At 68.6% G+C, this 22,012-nt stretch carries 18 protein-coding genes; 5 read left to right on the top strand and 13 right to left on the bottom strand.

All coding sequences use genetic code 11. The features are described 5' to 3' along the window. Window positions 1-121 precede the first annotated feature (121 nt). Together ACZ7KI_RS03735 and ACZ7KI_RS03730 are read right to left on the bottom strand one after the other, a co-directional pair. Window positions 122-427, bottom strand: a complete 306-nt coding sequence (locus tag ACZ7KI_RS03735) for an acyl carrier protein (RefSeq protein WP_470271659.1) — start codon at window positions 425-427, stop codon at window positions 122-124. Next, window positions 417-2,117 carry a fatty acyl-AMP ligase gene (locus ACZ7KI_RS03730; protein ID WP_470271658.1) on the bottom strand — a complete coding sequence of 567 codons (1,701 nt, stop codon included), beginning with the start codon at window positions 2,115-2,117 and terminating at the stop codon, window positions 417-419. The genes ACZ7KI_RS03735 and ACZ7KI_RS03730 overlap by 11 nt, the downstream gene beginning before the upstream one ends. Window positions 2,118-2,132: 15 nt before the next feature. Here ACZ7KI_RS03730 and ACZ7KI_RS03725 point away from each other — a divergent pair, with 15 nt between their 5' ends. Then, a complete protein-coding gene (locus tag ACZ7KI_RS03725; RefSeq protein ID WP_470271657.1) occupies window positions 2,133-3,065 on the top strand; it encodes a cytochrome P450 family protein in 933 nt (310 codons plus the stop codon). A 4-nt stretch (window positions 3,066-3,069) separates the two neighbouring features. Here the strand turns inward: ACZ7KI_RS03725 and ACZ7KI_RS03720 are convergent, their stop codons facing one another. From ACZ7KI_RS03720 to rplM, 6 genes are all read right to left on the bottom strand, one after another. After that, window positions 3,070-3,549, bottom strand: coding sequence for a hypothetical protein (locus ACZ7KI_RS03720; protein ID WP_470271656.1), 480 nt, complete (start codon window positions 3,547-3,549; stop codon window positions 3,070-3,072). 30 nt (window positions 3,550-3,579) lie between these two features. Further along, a complete protein-coding gene (locus ACZ7KI_RS03715) occupies window positions 3,580-6,078 on the bottom strand; it encodes a hypothetical protein (protein WP_470271655.1) in 2,499 nt (832 codons plus the stop codon). After that, on the bottom strand, window positions 6,075-6,386 hold the full coding sequence (locus tag ACZ7KI_RS03710; RefSeq protein WP_470271654.1) for a hypothetical protein: 312 nt from the start codon (window positions 6,384-6,386) through the stop codon (window positions 6,075-6,077). The genes ACZ7KI_RS03715 and ACZ7KI_RS03710 overlap by 4 nt, the downstream gene beginning before the upstream one ends. 136 nt (window positions 6,387-6,522) lie before the next feature. Then, window positions 6,523-7,857 (bottom strand): phosphoglucosamine mutase, encoded by a 1,335-nt coding sequence (gene glmM, locus ACZ7KI_RS03705; RefSeq protein WP_470271653.1) that lies wholly within the window; start codon window positions 7,855-7,857, stop codon window positions 6,523-6,525. A gap of 248 nt (window positions 7,858-8,105) precedes the next feature. Beyond that, window positions 8,106-8,618 carry a 30S ribosomal protein S9 gene (gene rpsI, locus ACZ7KI_RS03700; RefSeq protein WP_074038207.1) on the bottom strand — a complete coding sequence of 171 codons (513 nt, stop codon included), beginning with the start codon at window positions 8,616-8,618 and terminating at the stop codon, window positions 8,106-8,108. A gap of 14 nt (window positions 8,619-8,632) precedes the next feature. Then, window positions 8,633-9,085 carry a 50S ribosomal protein L13 gene (gene rplM / locus ACZ7KI_RS03695; RefSeq protein WP_037314750.1) on the bottom strand — a complete coding sequence of 151 codons (453 nt, stop codon included), beginning with the start codon at window positions 9,083-9,085 and terminating at the stop codon, window positions 8,633-8,635. 276 nt (window positions 9,086-9,361) lie between these two features. Here rplM and ACZ7KI_RS03690 point away from each other — a divergent pair, with 276 nt between their 5' ends. Beyond that, complete coding sequence (locus ACZ7KI_RS03690) at window positions 9,362-10,252, top strand: hypothetical protein (RefSeq protein ID WP_470271651.1); 891 nt, start codon at window positions 9,362-9,364, stop codon at window positions 10,250-10,252. Between the two features lie 62 nt (window positions 10,253-10,314). Continuing rightward, window positions 10,315-11,052 (top strand): DUF4333 domain-containing protein, encoded by a 738-nt coding sequence (locus tag ACZ7KI_RS03685; protein ID WP_470271650.1) that lies wholly within the window; start codon window positions 10,315-10,317, stop codon window positions 11,050-11,052. Between the two features lie 124 nt (window positions 11,053-11,176). Here the strand turns inward: ACZ7KI_RS03685 and ACZ7KI_RS03680 are convergent, their stop codons facing one another. The 5 genes from ACZ7KI_RS03680 to eccCa form a co-directional block, all read right to left on the bottom strand. Next, a complete protein-coding gene (locus ACZ7KI_RS03680) occupies window positions 11,177-11,461 on the bottom strand; it encodes a WXG100 family type VII secretion target (RefSeq protein ID WP_470271649.1) in 285 nt (94 codons plus the stop codon). A 53-nt stretch (window positions 11,462-11,514) separates the two neighbouring features. Then, complete coding sequence (locus ACZ7KI_RS03675) at window positions 11,515-11,835, bottom strand: WXG100 family type VII secretion target (RefSeq protein ID WP_125790059.1); 321 nt, start codon at window positions 11,833-11,835, stop codon at window positions 11,515-11,517. Between the two features lie 233 nt (window positions 11,836-12,068). After that, window positions 12,069-12,431, bottom strand: a complete 363-nt coding sequence (locus ACZ7KI_RS03670; protein ID WP_470271648.1) for a hypothetical protein — start codon at window positions 12,429-12,431, stop codon at window positions 12,069-12,071. Between the two features lie 12 nt (window positions 12,432-12,443). Further along, on the bottom strand, window positions 12,444-14,399 hold the full coding sequence (locus tag ACZ7KI_RS03665; protein WP_470271647.1) for a type VII secretion-associated protein: 1,956 nt from the start codon (window positions 14,397-14,399) through the stop codon (window positions 12,444-12,446). Window positions 14,400-14,470: 71 nt separating this feature from the next. Further along, on the bottom strand, window positions 14,471-18,478 hold the full coding sequence (eccCa, locus tag ACZ7KI_RS03660; protein ID WP_470271646.1) for a type VII secretion protein EccCa: 4,008 nt from the start codon (window positions 18,476-18,478) through the stop codon (window positions 14,471-14,473). 460 nt (window positions 18,479-18,938) lie between these two features. Between eccCa and eccD the strand changes: the two genes are divergently transcribed. Together eccD and mycP are read left to right on the top strand one after the other, a co-directional pair. After that, window positions 18,939-20,303: a type VII secretion integral membrane protein EccD gene (gene eccD, locus ACZ7KI_RS03655; RefSeq protein WP_470271645.1), complete on the top strand. Its 1,365-nt coding sequence runs from the start codon at window positions 18,939-18,941 to the stop codon at window positions 20,301-20,303. A 23-nt stretch (window positions 20,304-20,326) separates the two neighbouring features. Next, window positions 20,327-21,982 carry a type VII secretion-associated serine protease mycosin gene (gene mycP, locus ACZ7KI_RS03650; protein ID WP_470271644.1) on the top strand — a complete coding sequence of 552 codons (1,656 nt, stop codon included), beginning with the start codon at window positions 20,327-20,329 and terminating at the stop codon, window positions 21,980-21,982. Window positions 21,983-22,012 lie beyond the last annotated feature (30 nt).

The raw sequence follows: 22,012 nt of genomic DNA, 5'->3' as shown, positions 1-22,012 counted from the left end.
CCCGCTCTATCCGCCTCGTTGTCCTACCTACGACGCACGCCGGCGGCATCAGGTGCCATCGCATATGCACACAAGAATGTACCCACCGGTCACCGAAGCCGCAGGCACATTCACACCTTTGCTAACTCAAACGGTTCCGGCGCAAGAAGCCTGGTAGACCGCGTTTTCGCGGCTTCGCGCCCGCTTCCACGGCCTCAGCGAGAACGGTCGCCGCACTCCGGATGTCGACCAGGCGATCGAGCTCGTCGAGGTCGATGTCGATCCCGAACTCCACCTCGACCGTCGCCAGGAGCCGGACCCGGCGCCGGGAGTCGACACCCATTTCGGCGAAGGGCGTGTCTTCATCGATAGTGCCCGGATCGACGTCGAAGGTCTCGCAGACGAGGGCCTTGATCTCGTCGACGTACTCGCTCCCGTCAGCTGCCATGAGGGGATTCTGTCCCATCCGTCGTCCAGTATCGCGTTCTGGCCGCGGAACGCGCGACCTTGCCGCTGGAGGTTCGCGGCAGCCCGCCGGGTTTCACCAGGAGGAAGGCCTTGAGCCGCACGTCGTGCCGTTCGGCGACGGCGCGGGTGGCCGCCCGTGCGACCTCGTTTTCGTCGAAGTCGGACGCCTTCCGCGCGCGCTCGGCGACCACGACGACGCCCTCGCCGTCGTCCAGATCGACCGAGAACGCGGCGACCCGCTCGGGTCCGAGAAGGGGGTGAGCGGCGGCGACGGTCTCTTCGATGTCGTGGGGGCTGTGGTTGCGGCCGTCGATGATGATCAGGTCCTTCAGGCGTCCGGTCACCGAGAGCCTGCCGTCCCGGATCCGTCCCAGGTCACCGGTGCGGAGCCAGCCGCGCTCCCCGTCGAGTTCGGCGTCGAACACCTCGGCGGTCAGCTCCGGACGTCGCCAGTACCCGGCCCCCACGTTGGGCCCCTTGACCCAGATCTCGCCCGTGTCACCTTTAGCGGGCAAAACGCGATCCGCCGGGGCGACGACGCGGACCCGCTGACCCCGTGGCCAGCCGATCTCGACGATCTCGCGGCCGTCCACCTCGGTCACCGATGGTCCGCCGGAGTCTCCGCTGGCGACGTAGACCGTCGCCTCGGCAAGCCCGTAGGACGGCCTGAACGCGCCCCTCGGGAAGCCGTGGGGCTCGTAGGCGGCGAGGAAATCCCGGACGGTCGCCGCCCGGACCGGTTCACTGCCGCTGAGCGCGATCGACACCGTCGACAGGTCGTACTCGGCGCGCTTCGACTCGGGCACGGCCTCGGTCACCAGGTCGTACGCGAAGTTGGGGGCCGCCGTGAGCGTGTTCGGATACGCCGACATCAGCAGCAGCCAGCGCTCCGGGCGCCGGATGAACTCCAGCGGCGCGATGAACACCGTCCGGCCGCCGGAGTGCATCGTCCCCGCGATCAGTTGCGCCAGCCCCATGTCGTGGAAGAACGGGATCCAGCCGACACACGTGGTGTGTTCGTCGACGTCGTAGGCCTCGCAGATCTGCCAGCATGAGGCCGAGAGGGCCCGATGCGTGATGATCACGCCGGCGGGTGATCGCGTCGTGCCGGACGTGTACTGAAGGTAGGCGGGATCTTCGGGAGAGACCGGCGACGGCGACGAGCGGTCCGCCGGATCCAGCGGCAGGGTGTCGACGGCGAGGATCTCGCGCGGCGCTGGAACCGGCTCGGACTCGGCGAACTCCGTGAGCCGTTCGACCAGGGCGTCCGACGTGAGCCAGATGTCGGCGTCGCAATCATTGAGGACGCCGACGAGCCGCTCACGGTGCGCGCGGACGTCCGGCGCGGACAACGGCACCGCGACGGCTCCGGCGTACAGCGCGCCGAAGAACGCGACGATGTACGAAAGGTCCTGTCGCGCCGTGATCGCGACGCGGTCTCCAGGCTGGATCAGCTCACGCAACTTCGCCGCGACCGCACGAACGTGGACGAGGAGCTCGGCCCAGGTCACCGTGTCCTCGACCGGTTCGTGCCGGTTCGAGCAGTCGAGGTGCGTGTACGCCGGGCGCTCGATCTCGGCGCGCTCGAGCAAGCGGTGCACCAGCGGCGTCCGCAACACTTCCTCGGGCACTTCATTTGGGGGCACTCGCACATCCTCCGGCCGCGGCATGGGCATCATACGAACGTGGACGACTTCTTCGTGCTGGACGACCCGGCGGACCGCGTCAAGGCCCTGCGTGACCGCGAGCTCAGCTCGAATCCAGGCGGTGCCGCCGCCGAGACCCCGAACCTCCTGCTGATGGACGGCGCGGACCACCGGCGGCTGCGCGCGGTGGTCAAGGAGGTCATCGCCCTGGTGGAGCCGCTGCCGGAGGAGGTGCTCGCCGACCTCCGCGTCACGATTAGGGGGCTAAAGTCGCGCGCTCGGTTCGACCTGGTGGCCGACTTCGCCAGGCCGGTGGCGGCCAGGGTGACCGAGGCGGTACTCGGCACTGTCGAGCCGCTTGACGAGCAGCTGCTGACGAACCTCTCCGAGACGGCCGCGAACCTGGACGTCTGGTCGGGCGGACCGGCCGGAGCGGATACCGCCGCGCTCAGGGTGGCGATGTTCTTCCTCAAGGCGACGGCCGTCGAAGGCGGCGGGCTGGCGCTGCTCCGCGAAGCGCACGAAGCAGGCCGGATCACCGAAGACGAACTGATGATCACACCGGTGATGCTCGCCCACGCCGCGTACGAGAACTCCATGAACTTCCTCGCCCTCGGCGGCCTCGAACTCCTACGCCGCCCAGACGTCCTGGACGACGTACGCGGCCTGATCCACGAAATCGCCCCGACCCGCTTCGCCGCCCGCCGTGTGATCGCGCCGTTCTCCTTGTCCGGCAAGGACTTCACGTCGGGAGCCAAGCTGGCTATCCCACTGGGGCCCGACGCCGAGCTCGCGTTCGGCCTCGGCAGGCACACCTGCCCCGGCTCCCGAGTCGCGGTCGCCGAGGGCGAAGTGGCGCTGCGCGCCCTCGCCGAGATCCTGACTCCCGACCACGTCGCCGAAGACGTCCGGTACAAGACGCACGCCGTCTTCCACGGCGTCGAGCGGGCCATCGTGACGCAGCGAACCTGACGGCTCAGGTCGCCAGCCAGTCGGTGTTGGCGAAATCGTCGTCGTCACCCCGCGCGGCGGCCGCCCGCCGATGCCGCCCGGCCGGACGCTCTTCCGGGACCGGCGCCGGAGGCGGCGGGGCTGGCGGCGGCGCCGACGGGGCAGGCGGCCGGTACGCGATCGGCGGCTCCTCCGCCGTCCGGTACCCGGCACGGCGCTCGTTCTCGGTCTCGTCCTCCTCGAACCCGAAATCGCCGTCGTCTTCGACCTTCTCGGCCAGCGTCGACTCGGTCGCCCAGCCGCCCGCGGCCTTGGCCTTGCGGTTGCGCTCCTGCAACCGGACGATGACACCGCCCTGGATCTTCGCCTGCTTGTCGAACTTCTCCTTGGCCTCGGCGAGCGCCTCTTCCCGGCGTTTGTCGAGCAGAGCCATCCTGGCCGAGTTCTCACTCTCCAGACCCGCCAGTTTGCTCTTCATCGCGGCGAGCGCGTCCTCGGAACTCACGGTCAGTCCTCCCCTCGCTGATGCCGGCCGCTAACGGAACCCGATGACGCCGTCGTCGTCGAGAGAGCCGCTGATCCGGCTGGTCGACGTCGCGGTGTCGAAGAGCCCGCCGTCGACGCGGTAGCCACTCGAGGTGCGCTGCTGGTCCTCGCCGCCGCCGCCCGCTCCGGCACCACCCATCATGCCGCCGCCCATCATCCCCATTCCACCGCCCATGGCCGCGGCGGATTGATCGACACCCCCACCCGGCGCCGAACCGAGCCCCGTGGTCGAGGAAGTGGGCGCGCCGCCCCCGGCACCCGCCGGGTCGGAGGCCTCGTCAAATCCATCGTCACCCAGGGGGTTGCTCAGCGACTGTGGTGACGTCGAGTCCGAAGCCGCTGCCGGTGCGGTCTGCTCAGTGGCGGCTGCCGGGACTTCGACCGCGCCGGAAACCGGAACCTCGTGCGTTCGCACGGCCTGGTCCCCACCGTGCGACACCGGCGCCGGAGCGCTCTGCGCTGTCGCGTGTTCCCTCGCCGCCGCTTCCACCGGCTGACCGGGAACGTGCTCGGCGGCGTGCCTGCCACCCGGAACCGCGGCGTCCGGACGAACTTCGGGACCGCCGCCACTGGCTCCAGCGGCCGTCTTGGCGGTGTGGGCCTCTTCGCCGAGGGTGTACGTCGTCGGCTTGCCACTGCCGTCGTCGACTGTCACTCGTGTGGGGCCGTCAGCTCCGTCGGGCCGCTCGGCGGTGATCTTGAGCCCGCCGTCCTCGATGTGGATCTTGCCGTCGGGGCCGGGTTTGAACGCCTGGTCGTCGGTGTGCGGCGCGTCCGGCCGTTGCGCGGTATCGCGGTGGATCGCGCCGCCCGCCGCGTCGCCGCCGGGACCGCGGTTCGGGGTGTCGTCCGGCAACGGGCGCGGGTCACCGAAGTCGAGCTTGTAGTCCTTCGGGTGCCCTGTCCCGTCGTCGACCGAGATCCCCATCTTGCCGTCCTTGCCGGGCTCGGCCATGGAGATCTTGTGGTCGCCCTGCTCGACGGTGACGGTCTCCGGTCCCTCCGGCTTGACGGCTTCGCCGGTGCGCGGATCGATCGGGTACGCCTCGCCGGTCTCCGGGTCGACTTCGAGCGGCTTGTCCGTGACAGGGTTGACGTTCGGGTCCGGAGGGCTCGGCGGTGCCGGAGGGGCTGGTGGCTTCGTGTCGCCGATCGGCGTGGTGTCGCCACCCCCACCGCTGCCGGGCCCCGAGCCGGGGCCGCCGGTACGACCGCCGCCGCTGTCCTGTCCTCCTCCGGTCTTGAACCCGCCGTCCGAACTCCCGGCCGCCGCGTCGAGATTGACGAAGGGGTTCTCTTCGAGCTGGCTGAAGAAGTCGGTCAGACCTTGCCAAGCCCCGGCGACCGCGGTGTGGGTGTTGGCGCACATGGTCTTGAAGTCGGTCAGGTACTTCGAGTAGAACGTGTTGAAGGTCCCCGACAAGTAGCTTTTGACCTGGTCGATGATGTGATTGATCGTCTCTTCGTCGAGGTCACAGTCATCGTCGTTGATCATGTCGCGCGACTGCTGGTCGAGGAACTTCGAGCAGTGCTTGAAATCGTCCTGGCTGGCGTTGTTGCCGAGCTCCGCGATGCGGATGATCCGGTCGAGATCCTGGGCGGTCACCTCACCGAGCCGGTCGCACGAGGCCTTGATCATCCAGTCGGCCTTGTCGCGGCAGAACTTGGCGACCGAGGCGGCCGCCGTCATCATCGCGACGGCCGCGTGCTCCGCGCCGTCGGCGACGACCTTCGTCTTGGCCTCGTAGTTCTGCTGATAGGTCCGTGCCTGATCGGCGGCGGCACCCTCCCAGCCGCCGAGGTTCTTCTTCATCTCCCCGGAAACGTCACCGGAGGAGGTCGCGACCGCTTCCTTCAGCTTGGTGAACTCGTCGGCACCGGCCGCGAACTTGCCGAACGGGATCTTCCGCTGCTGGTCGTACAGCTCGCGCAGCTGGTTGATATCGGCCGGAGCACCGGAATGCACCGCCGCGACGGAACGGTTGTAGAGCGGGACGAAGATCTCGATGTTCCGGAACGACGGCTTGCCGAAGTCCAGGATCTGATCCGAGGTTTCCGCCGCGGGATTGGTCGCGGTCGCCTTGGCGGCCATCTGGTCGAGGCCGGTCCTGGCGTCGGCGTTGGCCTTCTGATTCGCCTGACGGCCTTCTTCGGCGAATTTGTCCACATAGCCCTTGGCGTTGCCATAGGCGACTTGGACACTGTCTTCGAGGCTGTTGATCAACTGGGTGTCGGACAGCATGCCGCCCCAGAGGTTGTTCCCGTTGAGATCGCCTTCGCTGATCTTCATCTGCGCCTTTACGGCGTCACGGAAACCGTTCTTGTCCTCGTCGCTGGCGAAGCCGACCTCGTCGGGGTCTTCGTCCTCGATGTAGTCGATGTACTGAAGGGCGAGATCACGCCGAACGTCCCACGGGATCCGCTCGTCGTTGATGATCTGCTCGACCTCAGCGCGGGTGGGGAGGTCGTCTTCTTCCTGGGCGGTCACCGGCCGCTCGCTTTCACGGACTGAGCGGTGTCGGCCTCGTTGGCCTCGTACTTACCACCCGAGGCGTTCAGCTTCTGCGCGAACAGGTCAGCGGCCTTGAGGTAGCTGTCGGCCATGTTGGCCAGCCGGGTGACGGCGGGCCGGTACGGACCGTAGCTCTCCTGGTGGCCTTGCCCGAAGTCCATCGCGACCAGCCGAATGTCCTTGACCGCCGCCAGCGGCTGTTCCAAAGCGTGCTTCGGAATGTCGCTGAGTGCCTTGGCCGCCTGCGTCAGCGCTTGCGGATCGACCTTGTGGCCGCCAGCCATGTCTCCCCCTCATCCTGGGCAACGATCTGCGTCGGAGATCAGACGTGGCCCAAGCCCTCCCGGTGCCGTTCCTTGCACACGGAATGTACCGGGCCGGTAACCCGGGCGCAGCGACTTGGGAAGAACGTGAGAGGGCTTACGAGGCCGAGGAGACGACCCCGGCGAGCCTGTCGGCGGCCGCCTGTGCGGTGTCGTGCGCGGTGGCTTCGACCATGACGCGGACCAGTTGTTCGGTGCCCGACGGGCGCAGCAGGACACGGCCTTCTTCGCCGAGTTCGGCCTCGACGGCGCCGACGGCGTCGCGGACGGCGGCCGAGACGGCGACCGCCGCCTTGTCCGCCACGGGGACATTCACCAGCACCTGCGGCAGGCGGTTCATGACGGCGGCGAGTTCGGCGAGCGACTTGCCGGTGGACGCCATGCGGCTCATCACCCGCAGCGCGGTGAGCAGGCCGTCGCCGGTGGTCGCGTACGCGGGAAGGACGACGTGACCCGACTGCTCGCCACCGAGCGCGAACCCGCTCGCTCGGAGTTCCTCGAGGACGTAGCGGTCGCCGACGGCGGTGGTGACGAGGTTGATGTCGTGCGCGCGCATCGCCAGGTGCAGGCCGAGGTTGCTCATGACCGTGGCGACCAGGGTGTTCTTGGTCAGCTCGCCGGTCTCGGCGAGGGCGAGCGCGAGGACGGCCATGATCTGGTCGCCGTCGACGAGCTCACCCGCGGCGTCGACCGCGACACAGCGATCGGCGTCACCGTCGTGCGCGATCCCGAGGTCGGCGCCGTGCTCGACGACGGCCGCGCGCAACGCGTCCGGGTGATTCGACCCACAGTGTTCGTTGATGTTCACGCCGTCCGGGTCGGCGTGGATCGCGATGACCTCGGCGCCTGCCTTGCGGTAGACCTCGGGGGCCGCGAACGACGACGCGCCGTTGGCGCAGTCGACGACGACGCGGAGACCCGCGAGCGGATGCGGGGTGGCCGACAGCAGGTGCTGGATGTAGCGATCACCCGCGTCGGGGACGTCCTGGACGCGGCCGACGCCGATGCCGGTCGGGCGGGTGACGGGAGCGTCGAGACCGGCCTCGATCTCGTCCTCGATCCCGTCGGGAAGCTTGTGGCCGCCTGCCGCGAACAGCTTGATGCCGTTGTCGGGCATGGGGTTGTGGGAGGCGGAGATCATCACGCCGAGGTCCGCTTCGAGCGCGCCCACCAGGTAGGCGACGGCGGGCGTCGGGAGGACGCCGAGGCGGAGCACGTCCGCGCCGGCGGACGTGAGGCCTGCCACAACGGCGGCCTCGAGCATCTCGCCGCTGGCCCGCGGGTCGCGGCCGACGACCGCGACCGGACGGTGCGAACGGTCGTGGGCGGCGAGAACGCGCGCCGCGCTGGCGGCGAGCGCGAGCGCCAGCTCCGGGGTCAGCTCCTCGTTGGCGAGGCCACGTACGCCGTCGGTACCGAAGAGACGTGCCATCTGTCGACCTCCTTGAAAAATCACCACGACAACCTAGCGAGTGCCCAGGCCTGTCTCCCCGCACCCCCGATTTCGCCTTTAGCGGGCTAAACGCGACGCGCGCGACTTTAGCGGGCTAATCGTGATACGGGTGGGGCGCGTGGGACTGCTGTGACAACGGGCCCGCGGGGACGAAAGGACCCGGGAAACACGGAAGCGCCCATCCGAGAGACGGATGGGCGCTTCCGCGGGTTGCGCCAGAGGCGCGATCAGCGCTTGCTGTACTGCGGAGCCTTACGGGCCTTCTTGAGGCCGTACTTCTTCCGCTCCGTGGCGCGAGCGTCACGGGTCAGGAAGCCGGCCTTCTTCAGGGCCGGGCGGTCGTCGGCGTCGACCTCGACGAGCGCGCGAGCGATCGCGAGGCGGAGCGCACCGGCCTGGCCCGAGATCCCGCCACCGTGCAGGTTGGCGAAGATGTCGAACGAGTCGGGCTTGTCGACCGTCACCAGCGGCTCACGGATGAGCTGCTGGTGAACCTTGTTCGGGAAGTACTCTTCGAGCGTGCGGCCGTTGAGCTTGAACTCACCGGTACCGGGAACGACGCGCACCCGGACGACGGCCTCCTTGCGGCGGCCGACGGTCTGGGCGTTGCCACCCGCGGCACGCGAGGGGCGCGCACCGGCCGGGGTCTCGCTGGTCGCGACGGCGTCGCCGACCGCAGGGGTCTCCGTGGTCGCGACGGCCTCAACGGCCTCCGTCGCGGTCTCCTCGGTGCTGGTCACAGACTGTTCCTCACTCACTGCGCGACCTGCGCGATCTTGGTGATCTCGCGCGCCTGCGGCTGCTGCGCGGCGTGCGGGTGCCCGGGGCCGGCGTAGACCTTGAGCTTCTTCGCCTGGGCGCGGCCGAGCTTGTTCTTCGGGAGCATGCCCTTGACGACCTTCTCGAGCAGGTGCTCGGGCTTGGTGTCGAGCAGTTCGCCGAAGGAGCGCTTACGCAGACCACCGGGATAACCGCTGTGCCGGTACGCGAACTTCTGCTCGCGCTTGTTACCGGTGAGCGCCACCTTCTCGGCGTTGACGATGATGACGAAGTCACCGGTGTCCACGTGCGGGGCGTAGGTCGGCTTGTGCTTGCCGCGCAGCAGCGTGGCGACCTCGGTCGCGAGCCGGCCGAGCACGACATCCTCGGCGTCGATCACGTGCCAGGCACGAGTGACGTCGCCGGGCTTGGGGCTGTACGTGGGCAAGGGTCTACCTCGTCGTCAACATTGCGTGTGGGTTCTGTGCGGGCCTAGCGCTTACGCGCCGCAGCGCACAACGACATATGAAGATACCCCCACGCCCGACCCTACTGCGAAGCGGGGGTCGGTCCGGGGTCCCATACTAGGACCGGCGCCCGGCGGGCGCCCCACAATCGTACCCCGCCGGTGTGGCGGAACCGCCCACGGCATCACCTTCGGCGGGGGAGGATGAGACGATCCGGTCGCGCACCGCGCGCGGGGACTCGATTCAGGGGAACGGCGATGAACAAACGGCCAACGATCATCTTGTGCGTGCTGGGCGCCGTGCTGGCACTCACCACCGCCTGCGGCCAGGCCAGGGCGGGCAACGCCGTGCCGAAGGGCGACGACGCCGCGACCTACGTCGGCACGAAGTTCGAAGCGGCGATGAACAAGCTGCAGGAAACCATCGGCGACCAGCGGGACGTCACGAGCGAATCGGGCGCCTACTTCCGCTTCGACGAGAAGTACATCCGCAGCACGATCTCCTCGGCCCGCACCGGTTCCCCGGAAGGCCGGGTCAGCCGCCAACGCTCACAGAAGAACCCGGACGACAGCATCGACTGGTACACCCCGGCCGACGGGACCGTCGAATACGTGTACCTCGGGCCGGTCTACAAGAGCCTCGCCCCGACACCATGGGTTTCGATGCCGAAGTCGGAGGCCGGGCTGACCATCCCCTGCGCCTGGGTCGGGATCATCACCGCCTGCAAGATGGCCGACGCGATCGCCGTGGCCTACAACGCGGACAAGAAGATCGTGAAGGGCGCGAAAAGCCTTCCGGAGAACCGGATCGAGCTCACCGCCGACGTCCCGTTCGGGAAGTTCATGGAACGACGGGTGGAGATCCTGCCGCCGTCGATCAGCGGGGCGATCACGGCCGAGATGAAGAAGGCCCCCGTTCGGACGACCGTCTCCCTCAACTCGGATGGGACGCTGAACCAGATCGTGATGGACGCCAAGATCGAGGGCGGCGGCCACAAGATCGAGCTGCGCTACGACTTCCGCTTCACCGGCAAGGCGAGCGCACAGGACCTGCCGAAGCTGCCGGACGCCTCGCAGATCACCGTGCTGCCGGACAAGGCGGCCAAGGATGATTTCAACCGCCGGTTCAGCGAGCTGAAAGGCGTCTGAGGCATGCCCGAACGCCGTTTTCCCGACGCCGTGAAATTCTCGATGTCCCGAGGTGACCACCGATGAGCCAGCCGCCCGAACAGCAGCCGCAACAGCCGCAGCAGTGGTGGCAGCCGCCGGCGAATCCCGGGAGCCAGCAGCAGGGCTGGCAGCAGGAAGGCCAGGCGACCGGACCGCATTCCGGGCAGTGGCAGCAAAGCGACCCCAGTGCCGCGACTACCGGCTCCTACACCGGGCAGTGGCAACAGCAGCCCGGCGTCACCGGCTCCTTTTCCGGGCCCTGGCAACAGAACCCCGCCCCCGCACCGGCCACGGCGTGGCAGCAACCACAGCAGCAGCCGGTGCCGCAGCAGCAGGACTGGCAGGCGCAGCAACAGGTTCCGGGTTCTCCCCCGCAGGGCCAGTACGGCGGCGGCTTCCAGCCCGCGCAGTCGTCCCAGTACGGCGGACTCGGCGCTTTCGGGACGGAGCCCGCGAAGAAGCCGAAGGTTTCCAAGAAAACGTTGCTGATCGGCGGAATCGCCGCGGCCGTCGTGGTCGCGGGCGGGGTCGGCGCTTGGCTGCTCGGCGCTTTCGCGGGAGACAATCTCGATCAGAAGTCGGTCCAGGACGGTGTCGTCCGCGTGCTCAACGAGCATTACGGGGAACCGGACGTGAAGAACGTGGCATGTCCTTCCGGCCAACCGGTGGAGAACGGCACCACGTTCGACTGCTCGATCGATCTTTCGGGAAAGCAGAAGAAGGTCACCGTCCGGGTGCTGAACACCACGCCGGAATTCGAGGTCGGCGCACCGCACTGACCGACGCCGGACACGGAAAAGCCGCGACGGATCCCATCGCGGCTTTTTCCTTTGACACAAACGAAACGGCGGGCTCGGCATCCGAAGATGCCTGCCCGCCGTTGCTCGTTCGGAGCCGGGAGACTCAGAACAGGCCGGTGACGCCCTGTTCCGTGGCCTGGTAGCCGTCGGCCAGCTGCGGCAGCACGCCGGCGACCTGCGCGAGCAGCTGCTTGAGCTCCTCGAAGCTGTTGTCCCACTCCTGCTGAGCGGCCATGTACGCGACCTTCGCGTCACCGTCCCAGGTGTTGACCAGCGGGGACAGGTCGCTCTTCAGCTGCCCGAAGAGGGACTCCAGCTCGCCACCGGTGTTCTTGCAGTCGTCGGCCGCCGCGTGGATCGTGGCGTAATCGACCTTCATCTCGCCCATAAGTTCCTCCAGTCAGAAATAAGAAGTCTTGGTTTTGGTGTGGTGTAGCCGAATCAGCCGAGGACGCCGAAGCCCTGGTTGACCGACTTGATGAGCTCCTGCTGCTGCTGCTCGGTCGCGTTGTACTTCGAACCGGCCTGCTCGAGCAGGTCACCGATGTTCTGGAGGGACTGGTTGAGCTTACGGCCCGCACCGTCGAAGCGGGTCATGACGTTGTTGAACGCGAGCGCCGCGTCGCCGGTCCAGCCCGCACGAGTGGCTTCGATGTTGTCGCGAAGCTTGCTCAGGTTCTGGTCCATCGAGACGCGGACCTCGGTCACGCGCTTCTCGGCCTCGGTGAACTGCTCAACTGTCCCGGTAAATCCGCCAGCCATGGGAGGTACCCCCTTCGTTCGTGGTTTATCCGTACTTGGTGAAGTTCGTTTGGTACGGACCTACGACGGAGACACTGCCACGTCTGGTTCCCTCTTGTCGCTCGTTGGTTTCAAGTAGTTGCTTGCGTTAACGCTCGCGGTGGGAACCGGCCGCGGGAACCCGGACGGCACGCTGCGAATCGCGTGCGGAAAAGGGCTTGCACCACGCGATTTAGCAAACGCACAGGGGCCGCTCAATCGCCTCGGCTCATGATTCGCGACTGCGAAAAGTCCTCGTCGTCGTCACCCACACGTGGCCTTTTGGGCGCCGGTTCTGGCCGAAGGGGAACCAAGTCTGCCGCCGAGGGCAAAGCGGGGACCGGAAGACCGGCGCCGGCACGGAACCGTTTCGCGGCGTTCCGGACGACGCTCGGGGTCGGGGCGGTCTCGCCGCCCGCGAGCCGTCCCTTGCCGAATTGCTTCGCCAGTTCGGCGTTTTCGCCCCGGCGGCGTTCGTAACGCGCCTTGGCCGTGCGGGCGACCTGCCGGGCGTAGGTGACCGCGTCACGCCCTGTGCGCGCGAAATGCTCAGCGGCGGTCTCGGGTTCGGGTGCCATCTGGCTCCCCCTTCAGTTGACGACCACCATCGTTTTGACGACCTGCTCGCAGGCCGCGCTCACGCGTTGTTCGAGCGGTGAGCCGGTGCCGTACTGGCAACCGATGTGGACGCGGATCTTTCCCTGTGCGACGACGTACCAGTCGACGCGCGCTCTCGGCTTGGTCTCGCGGTAGTAGATGACGGTTTTGCCGGCATAGTTCGCGGCGCCGTTGAAGCCACTGTACTTCTGGGGATCCGCGTTCGCCCCGGAACTGATTTCGTCGACGAGCTTCTGTCTGTCGGCCGTCGCGTCGTAGTCCATCACGTACTCCTGGGCGACCACGAGGTCGTCCCCGGTGAGGGAATCGCTCGGATGGATCACCACCTGACGCTGGGCGACCCGGTCGTCGGTCTGCGTCCAGTCCATCGGCGCGATGAAGCGGTAGTCGTACTGGGCGAGCGTCCGCCCTTCCGGTTCGTCCTCCCCGCTGTTGACCGCGAAGAGGACACCTCCGACGACCGCCGCCACGGCCACTACGGCCGCGGCGATGATCCAGGGTGTCTTCTTGCTCTTCCCGCCGCGCTCGGCCGGTTTGGTCTCGGGGGAGGGCGCCCCCGGTCGCCACGGCTGCGGTGCCGCTATCCCCTGCTGTCCCATCGGCAGCGACGGCGGCCCCTGCCGCGGCGCGTTTAGCGGGCTAAACGCGCTCTGCGGGGGCGGGGCGGGCTGGTGTGCGCCAAGCGGGAACTGGGGGCGCTGGACGTCGGGGCGCCGGTCGGGGTGGGACGGCGCGGGCGCACCGGCCGCGCGGGAGACCGCGGAGCCTGCCAGCGATCCCGTCCGGTCCGGGTCGATCAGCACCGCGCGCAGGGCGCCGCGGGCGACCACGGTCTCCGGCTGGTCGAGGGTCGTGGGCACGACACCGGTCCGCTCGTGCACGAGCCGCGACACCATCGGGATCCGGCTGGACCCGCCCACGAGGAAGATCGCGGTCAGCTGTTTCGGCCGCAGCCCGGAATCGCCGATCGCGGCCACCGTCAGCTCGACCGCGCGCCCGAGCGGGCCCGCGATGAGCCGCTCGAGGTCCTCACGGGTCACATGAGCGTCAGCGAACGGCGGTGGCATCGGGACGTCGGTGTACGCGTGCCGCGACAACGTCTCCTTCGCACCGCGCACGTCCTGCCTCAGGACGCGGCGCCGTCGCCGGTCGGTGAGTTCGCGGCCCTCGACCAGCTTCCGCCATTCCGGCGGATCGACGGACGACACCAGTGAACCGACGTGCTCCAGGAGCGCCTGATCGACGTCCGCCCCGCCGAAACTCGGATCCCCCCGGGTGGCCAGCACCTGGAACCCGGCGCGTTTAGCGGGCGAACTGCGATCCGCGGGGCTGCCGGGCATGCGCTGGACCACGGAGACGTCGACCGTGCCACCGCCGAGGTCGAGTACCGCGAGGGCGTCGCCGGGACGACCGCTGAACTCGACGGTGCGTTCGGAGTTGAGGTCGGCGGGAGCGAACGTCGCCGCGTGATAGACCGCCGCGGCGACCGGCTCCGGCACGAGGGCGACCTGGCGTGCGAGCCCGTTCGCCGCCTGCCGGAGCAGGCGGGTCCGGGTCGCACCCCAATCGGCCGGGTGGGTCAGGACGAGCAACTCGACCTCGGAGTCACCGCCGAGGCGGCGCGCCTCGGTCACCGCGCGTTTCAGCACGGCGTGCACGACGTCGGTCACGCGGAGGACGTTGTCACCCAGCAGCAAGTCGCCTTCGTCGATCCGGCGCTTCGGGTTCGGCTCGTACCGCGACGGGTCCACCGCCGCCTGCCGTTCCGCCTCCTGGCCGACGAACAGCGTCCCGTCCGGCGCGGCGTAGACCGCGGACGACATCAGGGGCTGCCCGTCCACCACGACGACCTGCGGCTCGCGGCCGTTGATCGAAGCGACTACGCAGGTGCTCGATGTCCCGAAGTCCACCGCTACCCGCACTGTCACAAGCCACTCCCGCAGATCATCGTCGTCGTCACCCCATGCCCAGCCCGTACCTCACCTGGTTCCGCGGGAGGTCAGTCCGGCTGGATCCACGAGACCTGCATGAGCTGCTTGCCGTGCTTCCGGGTCACGAGGTTGCCTCGGCCCGGCGGCATCTGGCTCGGCTTCACGTTGCCGACGAGGTTGCCCTCGTCCCGCGAGCCGTTCATGACCATACCGGGCGCCGCGATCTCCCTGAGCTTGCCGAGGATCGGGTCGAACATCGCCCGGCTCGCGCCACCGCTGCGGCGCACCGCGATGACGTGCAGACCGACGTCCTTCGCCTGCGCGAGGAACTCGGCGAGCGGCTTCAGCGGGTTGCTCGTCTGCGTGGCGACCAGGTCGTAGTCGTCGACGATGATGAACAGCTCCGGACCGGTCCACCAGGACCGCGTCTTCAGCTGTTCCTGCGTGACGTCCGGACCGGGGAGCCGCCGGGTCATCGACCCGTGGACGTCCTTGACCATGCTGTCCAGCTGCGCGGCCGAAACCGCGTAACCGAGCAGCTGGTCTCCGCCGATGAAGCCGAGCATCGTGCGCCGGTAGTCGACGAGGATGATGACCGCTTCCTGCGTCGTGTACCGCTCGGTGATACCCCGGGTGATCTGGCGCAGCAGGTTCGTCTTGCCCGATTCACCGTCCGCGAACGCGTAGAAGTGCGAGTCGGCGGCGAAGTCGAGGTAGATCGGCTGCAGGTCTTCCTCGTTGACGCCGATCGGCACCAGCTTCGTGTTGCGCTTGGTGTCGATGCTGAGCACCTCGTCGTAGGTGACCATCTCGGGCAGCAGGCGGACCTGCGGCGCCGGGCGGCCACGCCACGCGCCCTTGATCTTCGCCACGGCGTCGGCGACACCGGCGGCGACGTCGTCGGCGTTGCTCGAGCCGTCGATCCGGGGAAGACCGGTCAGCAGATGCAGCTTGTCCCTGGTCAGACCGCGACCGGGACGACCGGCCGGAACGTTCACCGCGACCCGGCGGTCGATGTCGGATTCGCTCGGGTCACCGAGGCGGAGCTCGAACCGGGTACCGATCATGTCCTTGATGGCCGGGCGGATGTCCGCCCACCGGTTCGCCGCGATGATGACGTGCACGCCGTAGGAAAGACCCTGGGTGGCGAGCTTGGTGATCGAGGTTTCCAGCTCGTCGAAGTCGTCCCGCAGCGCCTTCCAGTTGTCCACGATCAGGAAAGCGTCACCGAAGGCGTCGTCTTCGGGCTTGATCTCGCCGCGCCGTTTCCGGTTGCGGAACTCGTTCATCGAGTCGATGCCCAGCGCGCCGAACCTGCCTTCCCGCTCGGTGAGCAGGGTGGTCAGCTCGGCGACGATCCGGCGGGCCTTGTCCGGCTCCCGCCGGGCGACGGCGACGCCACCGACGTGCGGCAGGCCCTGGAGACCGGCCAAGGTACCGCCACCGAGGTCGAGCGCGTAGAACTGCGCCTCTTCGGGGGTGTGGGTCAGCGCCATCGACATGATCAGCGTCCGGAGCATGGTCGACTTGCCCGACTGCGGGCCGCCGACGATCACACCGTGCCCGGCGCCACCGGAGAAGTCGGCCCAGAGCAGGTCACGACGCTGTTCGTACGGGCGGTCGACGATGCCGAGCGGCACCTGCAGCCGTCCGTTGCCGAAGAACCCGACCGGGGAAAGGCCGCGGTCGTCGGTGGGATTCAGGTTCGGGAGCAGGGTGTCGAGCGAGTTCGGTTCCTTGAGCGGCGGCAGCCAGACCTCGTGTGCCGGCGGGCCCTGGCCGATCAGCCGGGACACGATCACGTCGAGCTCGCTGGGCTCGACGGCTTCCTCCGGCTTGGCCTGCTCCACCGGGGCGGCCTCGATCTGCTGCGGCTCCGGCTCCTTCGGCAGTTCGACGAAGTCCGGGACGAACAGCTGCGGGCGCTTGTCCGCGCGGACCACGGTCGCGACCGGGCCCGCCGCCTTGATGCCCGCGGGCCGGTACGGGCCCGAGACGTACGAAGCCTTGAAGCGGACCAGCGTCGAGGTGTCGTACTTCAGATAACCGCCACCGGGGACGGACGGCAGCTCGAACGCGTCGGGCACGCCGATCGCGGCACGGGACTCCGCGGCGGAGAAGGTCTTGAGGCCGATGCGGTAGGAAAGGTGCGAGTCGAGACCGCGCAGCTTGCCCTCTTCCAGCCGCTGCGACGCGAGAAGCATGTGCATCTGCAGCGACCGGCCCAGCCGTCCGATGGCGACGAACAGGTCGATGAAGTCCGGCTTCGCGGCCAGCAGCTCGGAGAACTCGTCACAGACGATGAAGAGCGCGGGCAGCGGGTCGAGGTCGGCGCCGTTCTCGCGGGCCTTCTCGTATTCCCAGACGTTCTTGAAGTTACCGCCGTTCTTCAGCGCCTCCTGGCGCCGGTTCATCTCACCGGCCAGCGCGTCCTTCATCCGGTCGACCAGCGTGACCTCGTCCGCGAGGTTGGTGATGACCGCGGAAACGTGCGGCGCGGCGTCCAGACCGAGGAACGTCGCACCACCCTTGAAGTCGACGAGGACGAAGTTCAGCGTGCTCGACGAATGCGTCGCCAGCATGCCGAGCACCAGGGTGCGGAGGAACTCGGACTTACCGGAACCGGTCGCCCCGATGCACAGGCCGTGCGGGCCCATGCCCTCCATCGCGGCTTCCTTGATGTCCAGCTCGACCGGCTGGCCGTACTCGCCGACGCCGAACGGGACGCGGTAGCGGTCCCGCACCGGACGCGGCCGCCAGGCCTGCTGGACGTCGAAGGTCATCGGGTCGCCGGGGATCCCCAGCAGTTCGAGCAGACCGGGGTTGGACAGCAGCGGCTCTTCCTCGGCGGCGTCCTGCGCGGCGGTGCCGACGCGGTACGGCGCGAGCAGCCGTGCCAGCGCTTCGGCCTCGACCACGCTCAGCGTGTCCGGACGGCCGAACCACTCGACGCCGCCGGCGCTGCGCGCGCCGAGACGGTCTTCCTCGACGACCAGCCGCAGACCACGACGGGCCGCGAGGTTGCCGATGGAGTCGGAAAGGTCGATCAGGGTGACGCCGACGAGGCCCTCTTCGAGGATGATCTGTTCCTCACGGGTGACCTCGGCGTCGTCGACGATGATGACCACGTGCGGCTGATCCGGGGCGGGCGTCGCGTTGCGGGAGAACCGCTGGCGGTCACGGAGTTCTTCGTCGAGCCACTGCTCGATCTGCGCGAGGGAACCCGCCATCATGCGCAGCTGGCCGATGCCGTCGGCGAGCGCCGGGTGCTGGGCGTGCGGCAGCCACTTCGCCCACTCCCACTCCTCCTTGGCGCGGCCGGCCGTCGCGATCGCGATGAGGACGTCGTCGGGGCTGTGGAAGGTGACCAGCTGGGCCAGCATCGCCCGGGTGAGGCCGCGGGTCAGGCCCCGGTCGCCCTGCATGCTGACCGCGGCGAACCCGCGGAGGGTGATCTGGGTCGGCAGATCCGGGACGATCGAGTGCGCGCGGACGAACCGGCGCAGGGCCAGCGTCGCGATCGGCTCCAGTTCGTCGACCGGACCGGTCTGCGGCGGCACGAGCCGCGTCGCGAGCCGGTGCGAACTGCGGCCGACGCGGAGGTGGAGGAAGTCCTGGTCGTTCTGGCGGCGTTCCCACATGCGGCGGCTCGCGGCCAGCGACCACAGCGTCTGCGGGTCGGGGTGGACCCACTCGAGCGCGGCGCGCTGGTCGACCATGGCCTCGCGGGCCCTGTCACGCATCTGGCCGAGGTAGCGCAGGTAGTCCTTGCGGTCCTCGTCCATCTCGGCCTTTTTGGCGCCGCCGCCCTTGCCCGCACCACCGGCCATCATGCCGACGGTGCTCAGCACCATCATGCCGCCCATCATCATCATCATGGGGTTGCGTCCACCGGTGGTGAACATGAAGACCATCATCCCGAGGGAGGCGACGATCATCACCGCCGGAAGCAGCTTCATGACGATGTTGCCCGGGATGGTGCGGGGCACCTCAGGCGGCGGTTCGAGATGCACCTCGCCACCCGGCGGCCGCGGCGCCGCCAGGCGCGGTGACTTCTTGAACTGCAGCGTGCTCATCGAAGGACCCCTCTTCAAACTCGACGATGGCGGCCACCGTTGGTGCGCGTACTGGTGCGCGAGACAACCTATCGAACGTGGCCGCGGAAAATCCGGACAACGCCGAGAACGGCCCCGACCGGGGCCATACGCATGTCGGGGAGTGTAGGGCGCGGGACCGACAAGACCCAACGAACCCGCAGGCCCCGCCCGGCCCACGTCGACTTTCGCCGCCTAACCGCGATCCGGCGGCCACGGCACCCGCTCAGTACTTAGGAAGGCTAAGCGTCACGGTTAGCCCGCGAAAGTCGACGTGCCCGGCCCATGGCGAGAGGACCGTGGAGGTCGTCTCCCTTACTTTTGCCGGTCTTTTTCCGACAGTCGATGATGTGCGCACCCGGGTTCGGTATAAGTTCCCCCGGGAGCAGACTCTCAGGGCAGGGGGAAGGCAGTGGCAACGGGCACGACGGTATTCAGCAGGGTGACGGTGGTCGCACCACGCACCCGGATCGACGTGGCTTTGCCGGCTGACGTCGCGGTGGCGGACCTGCTGCCCATGCTGTTGGAGATGGCGAAGGAGGCGACGCCGGACGGCGGCGCCCGCCACGGCGGCTGGGCGCTGGCGAAGCTCGGCGACGCGCCACTCGACCCGAGCCGGACCCTCGCGTCCCTCGGCGTCGTCGACGGCGAACTGCTGCAGCTGCGCAAGCGCAACGAGAACCCGCCTCCGCCGCTGTACGACGATGTCGTCGACGCGATCGCGGAGTCCTCCCCGGACAGCTTCCGTCCGTGGACCAAGGAGACGGCGCGCCGCTTCGGACACATCGCGGGCGGCCTGGCTCTGTTCTTCGCGGCCCTCGCGCTCTTCACCAGCGGCTCGTTCTACGGCGGCAATGCCCTCGCCGCCGCCATCGCCGGTGGCGTCGGCGCGATCGCGTGCGTCGCGATCGGCGCGACGCTGGCCAAGGCGTACAAAGCCGAGGCGACCGGAGTCCTGATCGCCGCGACAGGCGGCCTGCCGCTGGCCTTCGTCAGCGGGTTCTACATCGTGCCGGGGCTGTCCCTGTGGGCGAACCTGCTGCTCGCGAGCACCCTCGTGATCATCGTGGCCGCGGTCTGCATCCTCGTCATCGGCCACGGGATCACCACCTTCATCGCCGCCGCGACGACGGCCACCATCTCGGCGCTGACGTTCCTGGCCGCGACGCTCATCGACACCCCGATCGCCGGTGTCGCCGCCGGCGCGACCGCGTTCTCGCTGGCCTGCATCTCGATCCTGCCGCGCGCGACGATCAAGCTCGCCGCCCTCCCGACCCCGCACGTTCCCGGCAGCGCCGAAGAACTCAAGGAAGACTCGGGCTTCCCGGACTACCGCGCCATCGAGCGCCGCACCGCGGTCGCCCACGAGTACATGACCGGCCTGCTGACCGGCTGCGGCGCGGCCACCGCGCTGTTCGCGATCATCGCCTCGACGTCGCCGTCGATCTTCGGGCCCATCCTCGGTGTGATCGCCACGCTGGTCCTGCTCCTGCGGGCGCGGGCGTACGCGAACGGCGCGCAGGCCATCGCGCTGCTGACCACCGGCATGGTGTCGGGTGCCGGCATCCTGCTCGGCTGGATGTGGTCGGCGAGCCCGCTGAACCGCGTCCTGTTCGTGTTCGGCGCGCTGCTGCTGATCGGCGCGGGCGCGCTCGTCGTCGGCGTGATCTTCCCGAACCAGCGTTTCTCGCCGCCGCTGCGGCGCACCGTGGAGATCTTCGAGGCCGTCTTCATCGCGACGGTGCTCCCGCTGGCGCTCGGCGTCATGGATCTCTACACGACGCTGCGCCACCTCAACTTCAAGTGACGACCCGATCGGATGATGCTCTGATGGCTGCAGCGCGGAAGTCCAGGGGGACGCGCGTCCGCCACCTCGGCCTCGCCGGACGTACCGGAACGGTGCTGCTGGCGGCCGGTATCGGTGTTCTCTCGCCGGCGTCGGTGGCGCTTCCCGCGTGGGCACAGCAAAGCAGCGTCCCCTCGGACGCCGGTGGCTACTACGCGTCTCCGCCTCCGGTGGACATGTCCAAGAAACCGGTGGACGAAAACAAGCCGGACAAGAACTACGAGAAGAAGACCGAGTGCGTCCAGCGCAGCAAGCTCGGCGGTGACCAGGTCGACATCAAGAACCGTCCGTGGGGCCAGGAGTACCTGCAGATCGAAAAGGTGCACCAGCTGATGCGCGGCGCCACCCAGTCGATCGGCGGGGGTATCAAGGTCGCCGTGATCGACACCGGTGTCAGCGCGCACCCGTACTTCGGTGGTCGCGTCGAATCCGGAGGCGACTATGTCGCGCCTCCCGGCGGTGGCAAGGCACCGGGCCTCGAGGACTGCGACGGCCACGGCACCGAGGTGGCGGGGATCATCGCCGCGGACCCACCGGACACGAGTATCGGGTTCCGTGGGGTCGCGCCGAACGCGACGATCCTGTCGATCCGGCAGTCGAGTCAGAACTACGAAGAGACGGAAAAGAAGCCGGAACCGCCGCCGGCGCCGCCCGCCAGCTCCGGACCGCCCGCTTCTTCGAACAACCCGGGATCACAGCTTCCGCCGTCCTCGCAGGGCAACGGCGCTGTCGGTGGAGCGGCGGACGGGACGGCGCCGGGCCAGAACAAGGGCGGACGGCAGCAGGAACAGGGCAAAACAGCCGGGACGCTGAAGACGCTCGCGCAGGCCGTGGTCCGCGCCGTCGACAAGGGCGCGCAGGTGATCAACATGTCGGTCGACAACTGTCGTCCGGCCACCGGCGGCATCACCGATGGCGAGAAGCAACTGCAGGCGGCGGTGCACTACGCCGTGGAGCGGGACGTGGTCGTCGTCGCGGCGGCGGGCAACGTCGGCGACAAATGCCCGCAGAACGACCAGCCGGATCCCAAGAACCCCAAGATGATCGTCACGCCGCCGTGGTTCGCCGACGACGTGCTGTCCGTCGCGGCGATCGACGAGACCGGCGGTGTCGCGCAGTTCAGCGTCAACGGCCCTTGGGTCAGTGTCGCCGCCCCGGGAACCAAGATCATTTCGCTGGATCCGGCGGAAGGGTCGAACGCCCTGGCGAACCTGACCATCGAGGGCGGCGGAGACCCTGGCCCCATCCAAGGGACCAGCTTCGCCGCACCGTACGTCGCGGGTGTGGCCGCACTCGTGCGCGCGAAGTTCCAAGGCCTGAGCGCGCGTGAGGTGATGAACCGGATCAAGGCGACGGCGCAGCACCCCGCGGCGCCGGGCGGGCGGGACAACTTCGTCGGCTTCGGGGTCATCGACCCGATCGCGGCGCTGACGGCGATCGTGCCGTCGGAGGCGGACAAGGCCAAGCCGGTTCAGCTGCCCGCCAACCTGCCGCCGTCGAACGACCGGGACTCTGCCCCGATGATCGTCGCGCTCGCCGGAACCGGCGGGGGTCTGGTGGCGCTGCTCATCACGCTGTTCGTGGTGCACTCGGTCCGCCGCAACCGGCCGACCGCCTCACCTGGCCGTAAAACCCCGTAGGACTTGCGTTTCGCGGGCTAATCGCGATCT

This window comes from Amycolatopsis sp. NPDC039088, from assembly GCF_055598845.1.
The sequence above is the reverse complement of the archived record's forward strand: the minus strand, read 5'-3'. Positions and strand labels throughout refer to the sequence as shown.